Source organism: Flavobacterium seoulense, from assembly GCF_000695795.1.
Lineage (GTDB): Bacteria > Bacteroidota > Bacteroidia > Flavobacteriales > Flavobacteriaceae > Flavobacterium > Flavobacterium seoulense.
This window is the reverse complement of the sequence record NZ_JNCA01000017.1, coordinates 145679-159502: the sequence shown is the minus strand read 5'-3', so window position 1 is coordinate 159502 and position 13824 is coordinate 145679. Positions and strand designations below refer to the sequence as shown.

General features: G+C 34.1%; 10 protein-coding genes. 4 read left to right on the top strand and 6 right to left on the bottom strand.

Features of this window, described 5'->3' with window-relative positions; translation table 11 throughout:
* Positions 1-131 precede the first annotated feature (131 nt).
* Entirely contained in the window at positions 132-590 is a 459-nt protein-coding gene (locus FEM21_RS09945; RefSeq protein WP_035660018.1) for an RNA methyltransferase, read from the top strand.
* Positions 591-758: 168 nt separating this feature from the next.
* Here FEM21_RS09945 and gatB/aspS read toward each other — a convergent pair whose 3' ends face one another.
* The 4 genes from gatB/aspS to FEM21_RS09925 form a co-directional block, all read right to left on the bottom strand.
* Complete coding sequence (gene gatB/aspS, locus FEM21_RS09940; protein ID WP_035660016.1) at positions 759-4091, bottom strand: bifunctional amidotransferase subunit GatB/aspartate--tRNA ligase AspS; 3333 nt, start codon at positions 4089-4091, stop codon at positions 759-761.
* On the bottom strand, positions 4091-5488 hold the full coding sequence (locus tag FEM21_RS09935) for an amidase family protein (RefSeq protein WP_035660014.1): 1398 nt from the start codon (positions 5486-5488) through the stop codon (positions 4091-4093). Before FEM21_RS09935 ends, gatB/aspS begins: the two co-directional genes overlap by 1 nt.
* A 1-nt stretch (position 5489) precedes the next feature.
* The gene (locus FEM21_RS09930; protein ID WP_081824675.1) at positions 5490-5747 is read right to left on the bottom strand and encodes an Asp-tRNA(Asn)/Glu-tRNA(Gln) amidotransferase subunit GatC; all 258 of its coding nucleotides are present in this window, start codon (positions 5745-5747) and stop codon (positions 5490-5492) included.
* A gap of 139 nt (positions 5748-5886) precedes the next feature.
* A complete protein-coding gene (locus tag FEM21_RS09925) occupies positions 5887-6336 on the bottom strand; it encodes a hypothetical protein (RefSeq protein WP_035660009.1) in 450 nt (149 codons plus the stop codon).
* A gap of 197 nt (positions 6337-6533) precedes the next feature.
* Here FEM21_RS09925 and FEM21_RS09920 point away from each other — a divergent pair, with 197 nt between their 5' ends.
* Complete coding sequence (locus FEM21_RS09920; protein WP_035660006.1) at positions 6534-7079, top strand: DUF2911 domain-containing protein; 546 nt, start codon at positions 6534-6536, stop codon at positions 7077-7079.
* Between the two features lie 130 nt (positions 7080-7209).
* Here the strand turns inward: FEM21_RS09920 and FEM21_RS09915 are convergent, their stop codons facing one another.
* Complete coding sequence (locus FEM21_RS09915; RefSeq protein ID WP_035660004.1) at positions 7210-8976, bottom strand: porin family protein; 1767 nt, start codon at positions 8974-8976, stop codon at positions 7210-7212.
* 102 nt (positions 8977-9078) lie between these two features.
* A complete protein-coding gene (locus tag FEM21_RS09910) occupies positions 9079-12090 on the bottom strand; it encodes a tetratricopeptide repeat protein (RefSeq protein WP_035660075.1) in 3012 nt (1003 codons plus the stop codon).
* Between the two features lie 168 nt (positions 12091-12258).
* Between FEM21_RS09910 and FEM21_RS09905 the strand changes: the two genes are divergently transcribed.
* Entirely contained in the window at positions 12259-12942 is a 684-nt protein-coding gene (locus FEM21_RS09905) for a cell division ATP-binding protein FtsE (protein ID WP_035660002.1), read from the top strand.
* 31 nt (positions 12943-12973) lie between these two features.
* Positions 12974-13759, top strand: coding sequence for a TrmH family RNA methyltransferase (locus FEM21_RS09900; RefSeq protein WP_035660000.1), 786 nt, complete (start codon positions 12974-12976; stop codon positions 13757-13759).
* Positions 13760-13824: the final 65 nt, after the last annotated feature.

Here is a 13824-nt window from a genome sequence, read left to right as displayed (position 1 = left end):
ACAACAAAAATCAATTTCAAAAAAAGATCTAGAAACAAAAAATACCAAAACAAACATTTAAAATACTACTATAGAAATTTGCAATTGATTTTTGAAATTGAAATTACCATTGCCTTTTGTATTTTTGCCCAATGAACGACAATTTTATAACCGAATTTTTCGGAATAGGAATACAAAATGGTAAAACCCCTGAAAACTTAGGTGTTTTATGGAGAACCGCTCAAAACTTAGGAGCAAGTTATATTTTTACAATAGGAAATCGATATGCAAAACAGGCTTGCGACACAGAAAATGCCGTGAAATCAATGCCTTATTTTCACTATGAAACCTTTGAAGATTTCTACCAAAATCTACCTAAAGGCGCACGTTTAGTTGGCGTTGAATTAGACGATAGAGCTGCCGATTTAGAGACTTTTGAACATCCTAGAAGATGCGTTTATTTATTAGGCGCCGAAGACAATGGCTTATCTAAAAAAGCAATTGCAAAATGCCATCATTTAATTAAATTCAAATCTGAAAAAAGTTTAAATGTATCAGTAGCCGGAAGTATTGTTATGTACGACAGAGGACTTAATAAACCAAGATCCTGATTCAATTGCAATGCCTATTTCAAAAATCAATAGCAATTAAAAATCCCTAAAAAACAAATTTCCAAAACAAACATCAAAAATGCTGTTTTGGAAATTTGATAATTGAATCATTTCAATCAGCTCAATTAATCATTGCCATTGAAATTGATTTTTGAGATTGAAATTGTTTTATTTCATAATTCGAACATTCATCTCCTCTACTTTTTTATCAGATAAAGCAGATGGTGCCCCGAATAGTAAATCTTCACTGGTTCCTGTTTTAGGGAAAGCCATAACTTCACGAATTGATGCTTTTTTCTCTAAAATCATCATCAAACGGTCAATTCCCCAAGCAATTCCTCCATGCGGCGGTGCTCCGTACTGAAAAGCTTTATACATCGTTCCAACGCTTTTTATCATTTCTTCTTTATTGTAACCCATATTTCTATAAGTTGCTTCCAGAATCTCCGATTTGTGTGCACGAACTGATCCTCCACCAATTTCGTAACCGTTTAGAATAATATCATACTGTTGCGCAATGATAGTTCCGATTTCCTCTTCTTTACCATTCATGTGTTTTTCCAAATCATAAACAGCCGGCATAGAGAACGGGTTGTGTGTAAACGTCCATCTTCCTTCATCTGTTTTTTCAAACATTGGAAAATCAACTACCCAAGCTGGACGTAATTCTTTTGGATTAATCAAATTCAACATTCGACCCATTTCCTGACGAACCGCATCCAAAGCCTTATTTGCCGTAGCATAATCTGCCGCCGAGAAGAATACAATATCTCCAACCTGCGCATCAGTCGCCTTAATAATTCCAGCTGCAATTTCTTCTCCTAAAAACTTAATAATTGGCGATTGTAATTCGTCTTCATTTACAATAATATAAGCCAATCCGCCCAAACCGTGCTGCTGTGCAATAGCCGTTAAAGCTTCGATTTGACCTTTAGACATACGTTTATTTCCTTGCTCCTGAGCCGAAACTTTAATACATTTTACAATTCCACCTTCTTCAATTGGTTTAGAGAATACCTGGAAAGTAGTATCTTTTACAATTTCGGTAATGTCCTGCATTTTTAAACCGTAACGCAAATCAGGTCGGTCACAGCCGTAGAAATCCATCGCATCTTTATAAGTAATCACTTCAAACGGACGCAAAATCCATTTGTTACCATATACTTTCTTCACTACTTCATTGAATAATTTAGTATTCAAATCGATAATTTGCTGCATGCTGCCATACGCCATTTCCATATCTAATTGCGTAAATTCCGGCTGACGATCTCCACGGGAATCCTCATCTCTAAAACAACGCGCTACCTGGAAATATTTTTCATAACCACTTACCATCAACATTTGTTTGAACTGTTGTGGTGCTTGTGGTAATGTATAAAACAAACCTGCCTGTTTACGTGTAGGAACAATAAATTCACGTGCTCCTTCATCGGTTCCGGCACTTAAAATAGGGGTTTCAATTTCTAAAAATTCTTCTTCGTCTAAAATATCACGAATTAACTTAATTACTTTATGACGGTTTACAATAGCTCTTCTTACCTCATCATTTCTATGATCTAAGAACTTGTATTGAAAACGGATTGCTTCATTTGTTTTGGCTGCTCTTTTAATTTCGAAAGGCAAAGTCTTAGACAAATTTAAAATCTCCAATTCTGAAGTTTCTAATTCTATTTTTCCTGTACGCAATCCTGCATTATAATCATCTTCATTACGCCCAACAACGATACCTTTTACTGAAATTACCGATTCCGGTTTTAATTTCACTAACTCATCGATATTAGGAAAAGTTTCTCTGCTTATATTAACCTGGAAAATTTCATAACTGGAATCACGTAAATCAATAAACATCAATTCTCCATGGTCACGAACACTCGCTACCCAACCTGACAACATCACCTCTTCACTAATATTGGCTTCTGATAATTGTGAAATTTTATGTGTTCTATAAGTTTCTTTTACAACAAGTGGAATTTCAGGAAGCGATTCCTCCTGATTTTCTTTATTTTCTGCAACAGTTGCTGTAGCAGTTTTTTCTATAGATTGTGCTTTTTCTGAAACAGAAGCAGCAGATCCTAATTGATCTAAAATAATCTGACGAATTACTTTTCCATTCGCTCCTTTTCCAATAATACCTAAAACTTTACCAACAAGAATACCTGCTTTTCCTTGGTCACCCGCAGCAATAGCTGCAGCTACAGCTTCATTTTCGGCAATTACTTTTGTAATTACTTCCTGAATTCTGTCTTCTGAAATGGTGTTTTCTTCAAAGTATTTATTGTAATCAAAATTTTGATCTTTCAAATAACCCGCAATCGCATTCTGAACTAAAACAGCCGTGATTTTTTCAGCCTTGAATAATACAAAAATGGTAATCAAATGTTCAATATTATGAATATTAACATAATCTTCCGCCTTGATATTATTTGATAAGGTTTTTGCAACAAACGAAGGATCTTTAATTTCGTTATTTAATGTTACAAAAGTGCGCGAGCGCAAAGCATCTGCTGTAAAAAATTTAGCATCCTGAGGCAAAACACCACCGTTGATCAAGATAGATTCTACGGCATAAGGCAATGCACTCGTATCTACATTAATCGCTTCAATCTCAGCTTTAATGTTTACAAAAGGTAAATCCGGCTCCGAAATAAAACGGTAATCCGCTTCGAATTCCTTTTTACGCATGGTTTTGGTTTGCTTTAAATCGGCATCCCATAACACGGTTGTTTGGTCAGGTCTAAATTCTTTGTGCTCGCTGTAATAATTAAATTGTTTCTCTACTTCTTCTTTCAAAGCTTCGATCATAAACTTAAACGAGTTCAGGTTTTTGATCTCCGTTCTTGGATTTAAAGTATTCGAATTAATTTTACGTAATGACACCGAAACATCCGATTTGAATTCTCCTTTTTCCAAATTGGCTTCAGAGATTCCTAAATTTTGAACAATACGCTGAATATATTGCGCATAAGTTGAAGCATCTTCGATATTGCGAATACAAGGTTCAGTAACAATTTCGATCAAAGGAACACCTGCTTTGTTAAAATCGACTAAGGAAATTTTCTTTTCGTGCATCAATTTAGCCGCATCTTCCTCAATATGAACCTGCGTTAAATTCACAGTAAATTGTGAACCGTCATTCCTGTAACAAGAAACCTGTCCGTCAGGAATTACCGGATTATGAAATTGTGTAATCTGAATATTTTTAGGGTTATCCGGATATTCATAATGCTTTCTATCCCAGGAAATCACTTCGTTGCTAAAAGAAGAGTTTACTGCTTTTCCAAAATAAATTGCTTTAGTAATCGCCTCTTTATTGATAGCGGGCAAAACGCCCATTTGCCCCGTACAAACCGAACATATATTTTGATTAGGTGTTTCTATTTCTTGATTTGGACAAGAACAAAACAACTTGGTTTTGGTATTTAACCGAACGTGCGTTTCCAGTCCGATAACCAATTCTAAATCGTGGGCTTTTAAAGCCGCAGTTAATTGTTCCAATTCCATTATAGTGTATCTTTTAAGAAATTAGCAAATTGCATCACTAATTCATCATTATTTTTTGCTGCAGTAATTTGCAATCCTGTAGTTGTTCCTTGTGGCACGGTTAAAGTAGGTAATTGTCCTAAACTAAAACCAACAGTATAAGCATCTGATAAATACATTGCCAACGGATCTTTTAAACTGTCTCCTATTTTAGGCGGAGCAGCTGGTGTAACTGGTGACAAAATCACATCCACTTCTTCAAAATCTTTACTGAAGTTCTCCGAAATCTGATCTCTTAAAGCCAATCCTTTTAAATAAATTTCGTCTGAGAAACCTTGAGACAGTACTTGGTTTCCACCTACAATTCTGCGTTTTGTTTCTTCCGAAAAGTTTTCAGAACGAGTTACCGCATACGTATCAATCAAATTATCTCCTTCAATGCGGTTTCCGTAATTGGTTCCGTCCAAACGGGATAAATTCGAAGCTGTCTCTGCCATTGCCAAAGTATAATAAGTAGAAACTAAAATATCCGATTTAAAGAAATCCAATTCCTTTACCGCAATTCCTTTTGCTTTTATTTTTTCGATAGCAGCTAAAAAGTCTGCTTTTATTTGAGCATCGATAGCTTCACTTTCGATAAAATTCTTGAAATACCCAACGGTTTTGATTGATGAAGCAGCAATTCCTTCTTCTGTAATTTCTTCCGAAGTAGTTGATGTTTGATCTTTTGGATCTTTACCACTCATTACATTCAACACAATTCGAATATCTTCAATTGATTTTGCTAACGGTCCAACACAATCCGTAGAAGACGCATAAGCCATCAATCCATACCTTGAAATTCTTCCGTAAGTTGGTTTTAAACCATAAATATGATTGTAACCAGCAGGCTGACGAATAGAACCTCCAGTATCTCCACCAATAGAAAAAACAGTATAATCTAAAGCCACATTCACAGCCGATCCTCCACTCGATCCTCCTCCTACTAACTCCGGATTTACAGCATTTTTTACTGCTCCGAAAATCGTATTTTCACTAGATGAACCATGACCAAAACTATCACAGTTTTCTTTCACTAACGGGATTGCTCCTGCATCTAATAGCTTTTGAATAGCAGTAGCCGTGTAAGGCGATTTATAATTTTTAAGTAAATCAGAACTTGCAGTTGTGTAAGTTCCCTGAACCATATATACATCTTTAATTCCAAAAGGAATTCCTTCCAGTAAACCGATGGTTTCTCCATTGGTAATTTTGGCATCTACTTTAGCTGCTAATTCCAGCGCCAAAGTATCTAACAAAGAGTTTACAGAATTATAAGTATTTTGTTTAAGTAAGTCTAATTTTTCCTGTACCAAAGCCGTACAAGTAATTTGTTTTGACACCAATTGCTGGTGTATTTCTTTTATTTTAGAATCCATTTTATCCTTCTATAACTTTTGCTACAACTAAAAAACCATTTTTCTTGTTCGGGAAGTTTTCTAAAATTATTTCTCGTTCAATAGCCGAACTCTCTATCACAACATCTTCTCTTAAATCACTCACTGACACACAATTATGATTGACATTATTCAAGGAATTATTATTTGACGCTTGTGCATTTTTAATCACATCAAACAACTGGTTCACACTCTCTGAGGGCTGCGCTCCTTTAATACTCGACAAGATGTCGACTGTCATTATTTTACTCATAATTTAATTTAGTTTTAAAGTCAAACTTTTAAGCTGGCGAATTTACGAAAGTTTTTTTTAGGGTATTCGATTTTTTTAAATGATTTCGATTGTATAAAAACCAACCGATTATTACAAAAAACCAATTCTACTCTACACTTTCAATCAAATATTTCGTTCCGTTAATTTCGAAAGTAAAACCAACCGAATTTCCCATTAATTTATTCCCTAATGGTGATTGCGGAGACAAAGCAATTACATTAATACCATCAATAGTAATTTTTGGCAAAGCCAAAGACAGATACAAATAAATTCCGTTTGCCTTAACTAAACTTCCTAAAACAATAGAATTGGTAATTACCGAAGCACCGATTTTATCTAAAACCGCTTTTTGTTCTAAAACTTCTCTAAGTTTCGTATTGAACTTTTCCTGTTCTAAATGCATCATCGACAAAGCCGTTTCATGCTTATCGCCTGCTGAACCTTTCGCATCATTTTTAGAATCTTCGGTCAATGCCGAAATCATGTCACGGAAAGCATCGATTCTGTCTTCAACTAATCTGGAGTAATATTGATGTATTTTTTGTTTAAAAGTCATTTGAAAAATTTAACCGCAAAGTAAGTAAAGTTTTTCGCAAGGGTCGCAATGCTAATTGAAAAGTTTGACCGCAAGTTTAATTCACTTTCATAATCTTAATCGATATCATCTGAATTTAATATTCTAATTCTTAGATAAATTATTTTTTTCTTTAACTTCGTAAACAATCATTATTAATCTCATTCTTAAAATCTACTATGAAAAAATTACAATTTATTTCTGCCGTTGCATTTGGCTCATTATTATTCCTGACAACAAATGTTCAGGCACAAAAATTTCCCGGTTTAGACAAAAGTCCGTTAGACCAGGCTTTATTTCCTGCTGACAATAAAATCCCGGTTAAATCAGCTAAAATTGTTTACAGCCGTCCACAACTAAAAGGGCGTTCCTTAAGCGAATTAGCTCCTGCCGGAAAAGTATGGAGAACGGGGGCCAATGAAGCTACTGAGATTACTTTTTACAGAGATGTAAAATTAGGTAATACTAAAATACAATCAGGGACTTACTCTTTGTTTACTATTCCTGAAAAAGACAATTACACCATTATCATTAACAAAAGTACTAATGTTTGGGGAGCTTATTCATACAAAGCCGAAAATGATGTTGCAAGATTAAGTGTTCCTGTAACTCAGGCTGAAGAATCTCTTGAAGCACTTTCGATGGTTTTCACTCCTGCTGATAAAGGAATGGTTTTAAACATTGGATGGGACAAAACCCGTATTGCAGTTCCTTTTACTGAATAGTTTTTTTTTTAAAACACAAAGGACACAAAGAAGGCGCAAAGTTCACAAAGATTTTAATCTGTGATCTTGCGCCTTTTTTATATGTCTTTGCGACCTTTGTGAAAAGCTTTGTGTCCTTTGTGGTAAAAAATTAAAAGTCGAATTTAAAATTAGCTCCTACCAATACCTGAAATCCTTGTACCGGATAATCCATCCATTTTTGATATGATTTACCAGTCATATTATTCAGTTTTACAAATGCAGTTAATTGTGAATTGTATTTAAACCCAACATGCGAATTCAAATCAAAATAACTTCCTAACTTAGTTGGACTTGACATTGTAGCAGACAATAAATCTCTCTTTTGATCTTTACGTTCTCCTACATAAAACACTTTTGCACCAGCAAACCATTTTGGAGTAATATTAAAATCAATCGAAGAATTCACTTCTATTTCAGGCAAATTCCATGCTTCCTGCTCAAATGTATTTTTATAACTATTAAAAGTTCCACCAATTGCAAAACTCACATTTTCTGAAAAATCAGCTTTCAAATCACCTGAAAAACTAAATGTTCTTATATCATCATAAACCACCTGAAATGAATTCCCAAAAGCATAATCTTCATTAGATGCATTTTCAGTATAATCATTACCCTTAAACAAAGCTCTGTTTCTAATATTATTATAAGAACCACGAAGATTATAACTTACACTTGAAGCCAATTTTCCTTTTAAACCGGCAAAAACATCATATTGTTTGTCTGTTGGAGCAATCATTAATGTAGGCGATAAAAACGGATTTTCTTTTACAAAATCCATATAAGAGTTTTGCTCTAAACCTCCTTCGGCTCCTGCATAAAAAATCATTAAATCTTCAACAATCGGATATGAGACATTGATATTTGGATAAATTAAAAATTTACTATCGTTTCCTTTATTATCAATACTGTAAAATAACGAAGCTCCTAACTTTACATTCCAGCCATTTTCCTGAATCACAAAACTAGGAGAAAGCCCTAAATTAGTAAATCCAAATTTTATAGTTGATGAAAGAGGATCTAAATATCTTTTTTCGAAAGTTCCTCCCACATAATCCACGATAATATCGGTATTTACAAATTGGTTCGCTACATCAAACTGTAAAGATGGTTTAATGTAAAAACGATTTTCAGACGAATCAAAACTATCCGAAAAATGACTGAATTTCATCGAAGCTTCCTTAAAAGCACTATCATTAAAACGCAATTTTCCTCCTAAAGAAATTCCGTTATAAGCATGTTTTGTATTAATACCGGCAATTAAAGTATTTCTATCTGTAGCTGATAATGCACTTCCAAAATCCTTTGGCAAACCAAACCAGTTGTACACCTGATTTTGATAACCTAAATCAATATTCCATGACATCGAATCATAATGCGCTCCATAAGTGGCATCCAAAGATGTATCGTAAAACCAACTGTCTAACGGCACATCATTCACTCCTCCGCTGGAAGATAAATGACGAAACATTCCGCCTACATAATCATTTTTTCCTAATTCCTTATTAATAAACAATTCGGCATTCAAATTCCCATAATTTCCATAGCCTAAAGTAGCATAGTTATTATAGAATTTTTCTCGTGCTTCCTTATCTACTCCTTCCGCTTTTCCTTTTGCCGGAGCAAAAGTTGAAGCTACCGGAAAAGAAAAAATAGAATAATTAATCTTCTCTTTTTTAGCATTTCCATCATCATCCAGTACTGGAGATTCCTGAATTTTTGAAGCATCTGATATTGTTGGCGTGTACGGTTTAACCACATTCACTACTTCTGAACCAATGTTTTCTTCTTTCTTAGGATCTTTCTTTTGAGCAAAAGAAAATTGCAAAACCATTAGAAAAAGGAGTACGATTATTTTTTTTGAAAAATGAAACTTCATGTTGTATATTTTTATTCCTCTCCCCAGCCCTCTCCAAAAGAGAGGGAGTTTAAAGCGGAAAATTGTTTGCTATCTTTTATCTATCTTCTTTGTTCTTATTTCTTACTTTATTGACGAATTAGTTTTTGATTCTTCCGCTTTAATTGCATTTAATTCTGTTTGAGCCTCAGCAACTACATCAGGGAAATCAGAGAAATTCTGAATCACACTTTCTAAAATGTAAGTTGCCTGAAAACTATCTTTTAATCCGTAAAAGTTTTTAGCCATTAACACTAATCCTTTTGCTCCATACAAACGATAAGACGCATAACTTTTAGCTAATTTTTGAACCGCAGTATTCGATGCTTCAAACTTAGATTCTTTATTTTTGAAATAAGCATCATAATACAAAGCTTCGGCTGCTAATTCTCCTTTAGCAATCGAAAGCAATTTAGCATAAGCTGCTTTTCCTTTTGCTTCTTCTCCTGCCTGCATAGCTGCACGTGCAATAATAATTTGCGCGTCGCTTTTTACATTATCATCCGTTTTTGGATTACTCAATACTTTTTCGGCATAAACCACAGCATTCGAATATTCTTTGTTTTCGTAATACGCCTTCATCAAATTAGATTGTGCAAAAACTTTGTTCTGAGCTAAATCGGCTTCATTTTCTAAACGTAACAATACCGGAATCGCTTTATCTTTTGCTCCGCTGTTCAATAAAATTTGCCCTAATCTTGTTAACGATTGCTCTGTAAATTCGTTTCTAGGAGCCGCAACAACATACTCATAATTAGGAATCGCTTTGTCTTTTTGACCTTCAGCATAATAAGCTTGCGCCAAATAATAATTGGCTTTCAAAACGTGAATTCCGTTAGGAAAACTCGAAATATAAGCTCTGTAACCTGAAATAGCCTGAGCATTATTACCTTGTTCGTATTGTTTTGCTGCTGATTCATAAGTATCATTATCTAAATCAGCGTCAGTTACAGCCACAAAATCTAAAGTTCTAACCCAGTTAGCATATTCGCTTACTTTTCCGCTATCCACATAAATCAATCTTGCTGTGGCAACTGCCTGCATAGCTTCAGGTGTTTTAGGATATTCTGCAGTAACTTTTTTAAATTTCACTAAAGCTTCCGAATTTCTATCCGAATTATAATAAACTAATCCCTCACGTAAAATAGCTTTTGAAGTAAAAGAACTGTTTTTATATTCCGTTGTTAATCGGTCATACGTTTTTATAGCTAAATCTTGTTTGTTAGTCGCAACATAAGTATTTGCTAATTCAAACATCGCATCATCACGGTAACTTGATTTTGGATACGCTGCAATAAACGAATTTAATTCTTCAATTTTCTTGTCATTTCTGGAAACAAATCCATAGCAAAGCGCTTTTTGAAAATAAGCATAATCAGCATCTACACTCTTCAGTTCGATTACCTTATTGTAAGCTTCCATTGCAGGCCAATATTTAGTAGTAACATAACGACAATCAGCAAGACGTAAGTAAGCATCCGTAATTCTTGTTTTATCATCTTTTACCTTATCGATAAATTTTTGGAAAGCATCACCTGCCGATTCGTATTCTTTTAATTTAAAATACGCATAAGCAATATTGTAATTGCTGTTTTTATACTCTGGAGTTGACGCAGCGGCCGACATTCCTGCAAATTGTTTAAAGCTCAACAATGATTTATTGTAATCATTCAAAACATATTCTGTTTCTCCTTTCCAGAAAGTAGCTCTGGCAGTAAACTCAGCATCTACTGAATTCGCTAAGGATTTTTGAAACATTTGTAAAGCAGCTTCATAATTTCTATTAGTATACAACTCTAAACCACTGTAAAAAGTCACTTTTTGATAAGCCGATTTATTTTCGGGAGTTTTGTTTTTTTCCAATAAAACCAAGGCTTCTTTGTAATTTTTAGACGAAATATAAGAATCAATTAATAATTTCTCTACTACCGGACGACTTGAATTATTTGGATATTTATTGATAAAACCTAACAATACCGCTGGAACACTTTGGTACGAATTCCCTAATTCATAACTTAATTTAGCATAATTCAAATAAGCATCTTCCTGAATTGCCGCATCAAATGGCATTTCGGAAGCATTTTTAAAAGCATTTAAAGCTTGTTGTTTTTTATCTAATTTTAGGTAACTTTCTCCTAAATGGTAATAAGCATTTTGCGCTACCGCATCTTTTCCGCCAACAATTTTATTGAATTGAGCGATGGCATTTTCAAAATTATTTTGCTTATAATACGCATAACCTAATTGATAATAATCCGTATTATTCCATTTTCCGGCTTTGCCTTTGTAAGCTACTAAATACGGAATGGCTTCGCTATAATTCTTTAAATTAAAATAACTTTCACCAATAATTTTATTCAATTCTGATTTTTCAGCAGGAGTTGATTTTGCCATTGCTTTTTGTCCCAACTCGATTGCTTTTTGAAAATTTCCTGATTTGAAATTCATATCCGCCTGATAGTACGACAGTTTTTCAGCATATTTTTCATCACCTGAAACGGCATCAAAATATTTATTGGCTTCCTGATAATTATCGCCTTCATAAGCCATAAAACCTAAATAATATTTAGCTTGTGGACCGTAAACTTCTGATTTCAATACTTTATTGAAGTAAGTTGTTGCTTCTTTTTTATTTTTCGAACTAAAGAAACTATAGCCTTTTTGGAAATTAAAACGGTCTCTGTCAGCTGCACTTAACTGGCTTTCATCTACTTTTTCGAACCAGTTTAAAGCTTCAGCATAATCTTTTTGATTAAAATAATGATGCGCCACTTCAACATAAGCCTGATTACTTTTAGAACTTGTTGGATACTCTTTCAAGAACGACTCCATCAATACATCAGCATTTGCATGTCCTAACCGAACGGCGCAACTTGCGTCATAATAAGCACAATCAGATTTAATTTCTTCATCTTTAGTTTCTTCTTTTACTTTTTCGAAAAGAAACTGAGCCGATGCATACTGATTATCTTTGAACAAAGAAACTGCTCGGTTATAATCCTTTAAATCACTGGTATATATTGTAGATTTCTGTGCCAAAAGCGTATTGGTTTTAACAAAAACCAACAAAAGTAAGAGCCAGGAAAGTTTGCGCATTTTCATTTATTTTTTTTAATAGTCAAATATATCATATTATAGACTTTATAACGTGACTGTATTTATTTTTATTATGAACAAATATTTTAACAAACCACAAAAAACCTTGAATTGATATTGCTATTTCATAATTGATAATTACTTTTACACCATAAACAATCGTTAATTATGTCTCAAGCTGTACTGTCATTAAAAAATGCAACTATCTATCAAGAAGATAAAGTAATCTTATCGAATGTAAATCTGGAAGTAAACCGAGGAGAATTCATTTACATCATTGGAAAAACAGGTTCAGGAAAAAGTAGTTTCATGAAAACACTTTATGCTGATTTACCTTTGAATGAAGGTACAGCACACATTGTTGACTTTGATTTAGAGACTTTAAAAGAAAATGATATTCCGTTTTTAAGACGTAAAATTGGGATTGTTTTTCAGGATTTTAAACTATTACCAGATCGTTCTATCAAGGATAACATGCTTTTTGTTCTTAGAGCTACCGGATGGTCTGACCAAAATGAAATGGAACGCAAAATCGAAGAAGTTCTTGACAAAGTAGGAATGAAAAACTATGCACAAAAAATGCCTCATCAAATTTCAGGTGGAGAACAACAACGTGTAGCCATTGCCAGAGCTTTACTGAACGATCCTGAACTTATCCTTGCTGATGAGCCTACAGGTAATCTAGATCCTCAAACCAGCGTGGAAGTTATGGATGTTTTGAAAAAAATTAACGCTAACGGAAAAACCGTTTTAATGGCAACGCATGATTACGCATTGCTGATGAAATTCCCTTCGAAAACATTAAAATGTGAAGATGCTAAAATTTTTGAAGTCGTTCAAAGAACTGTTTAATTTATAATGCAATACTAAACTTTAGAATCTCTTGAAACAAATTACATCCATTCAAAATCCATTCATAAAATCTTTAGTATTATTACAGGAAAAAGCCAAAAACAGAAAGCAAACCGGTACTTTTTTAATTGAAGGCCTACGGGAAATTTCATTAGCAGTAAAAGGAAAATATGAAATTGAAACACTCTTATTCTTTCCTGAAATTTGCAGCGAAAACGAAGCTAGAAAATTAGCCCCATCAGCCGAATTAATCGAAATCAACAAAGACGTTTTTCAAAAACTAAGTTATAGGGACACTACCGAAGGAATTTTGGCTGTAGCCAAATCAAAATCCTTACAACTTTCTGATTTAAAATTATCTGAAACACCATTAATTCTGGTTGCCGAAGCTCCGGAAAAACCAGGCAATATTGGCGCGCTTTTACGCACTGCCGATGCTGCAAATCTTGACGCTGTAATTATTGCAAACCCAAAAAGCGATTTATACAACCCAAATATTGTGCGTTCCAGTGTAGGCTGCTTGTTTACTAACCAAATTGCAACAGCTTCTACATCCGAAATTATTTCTTTTTTAAAAGAAAGAAACATCAATTTCTACTGTGCTACGTTGCAAAATTCAACAAGTTATCACACACAGGATTTTACTCAGCCCACAGCATTAGTTGTAGGAACTGAAGCCACTGGATTAACTCAGGAATGGCGTGACGCAGCCACACAAAATATTATTATCCCAATGCAAGGCGAAATCGACAGCATGAACGTTTCAGTTGCCGCAGCCATATTAATATTCGAAGCCAAAAGACAACGTGGATTCTAGATTACAGAACACAGATTTAAGAATGCAGTCTGAAATCTAAAATCTGCATTCTACAATCTGAAATC

Coding starts and splice junctions, on each gene's coding strand:
- FEM21_RS09915 (WP_035660004.1), bottom strand. CDS start 8,976: ATGAAGTTTCATTTTTCAAAAAAAATAATCGTACTCCTTTTTCTAATG.
- FEM21_RS09925 (WP_035660009.1), bottom strand. CDS start 6,336: ATGACTTTTAAACAAAAAATACATCAATATTACTCCAGATTAGTTGAA.
- FEM21_RS09930 (WP_081824675.1), bottom strand. CDS start 5,747: ATGACAGTCGACATCTTGTCGAGTATTAAAGGAGCGCAGCCCTCAGAG.
- FEM21_RS09920 (WP_035660006.1), top strand. CDS start 6,534: ATGAAAAAATTACAATTTATTTCTGCCGTTGCATTTGGCTCATTATTA.
- FEM21_RS09935 (WP_035660014.1), bottom strand. CDS start 5,488: ATGGATTCTAAAATAAAAGAAATACACCAGCAATTGGTGTCAAAACAA.
- FEM21_RS09945 (WP_035660018.1), top strand. CDS start 132: ATGAACGACAATTTTATAACCGAATTTTTCGGAATAGGAATACAAAAT.
- FEM21_RS09905 (WP_035660002.1), top strand. CDS start 12,259: ATGTCTCAAGCTGTACTGTCATTAAAAAATGCAACTATCTATCAAGAA.
- FEM21_RS09910 (WP_035660075.1), bottom strand. CDS start 12,090: ATGCGCAAACTTTCCTGGCTCTTACTTTTGTTGGTTTTTGTTAAAACC.
- gatB/aspS (WP_035660016.1), bottom strand. CDS start 4,091: ATGGAATTGGAACAATTAACTGCGGCTTTAAAAGCCCACGATTTAGAA.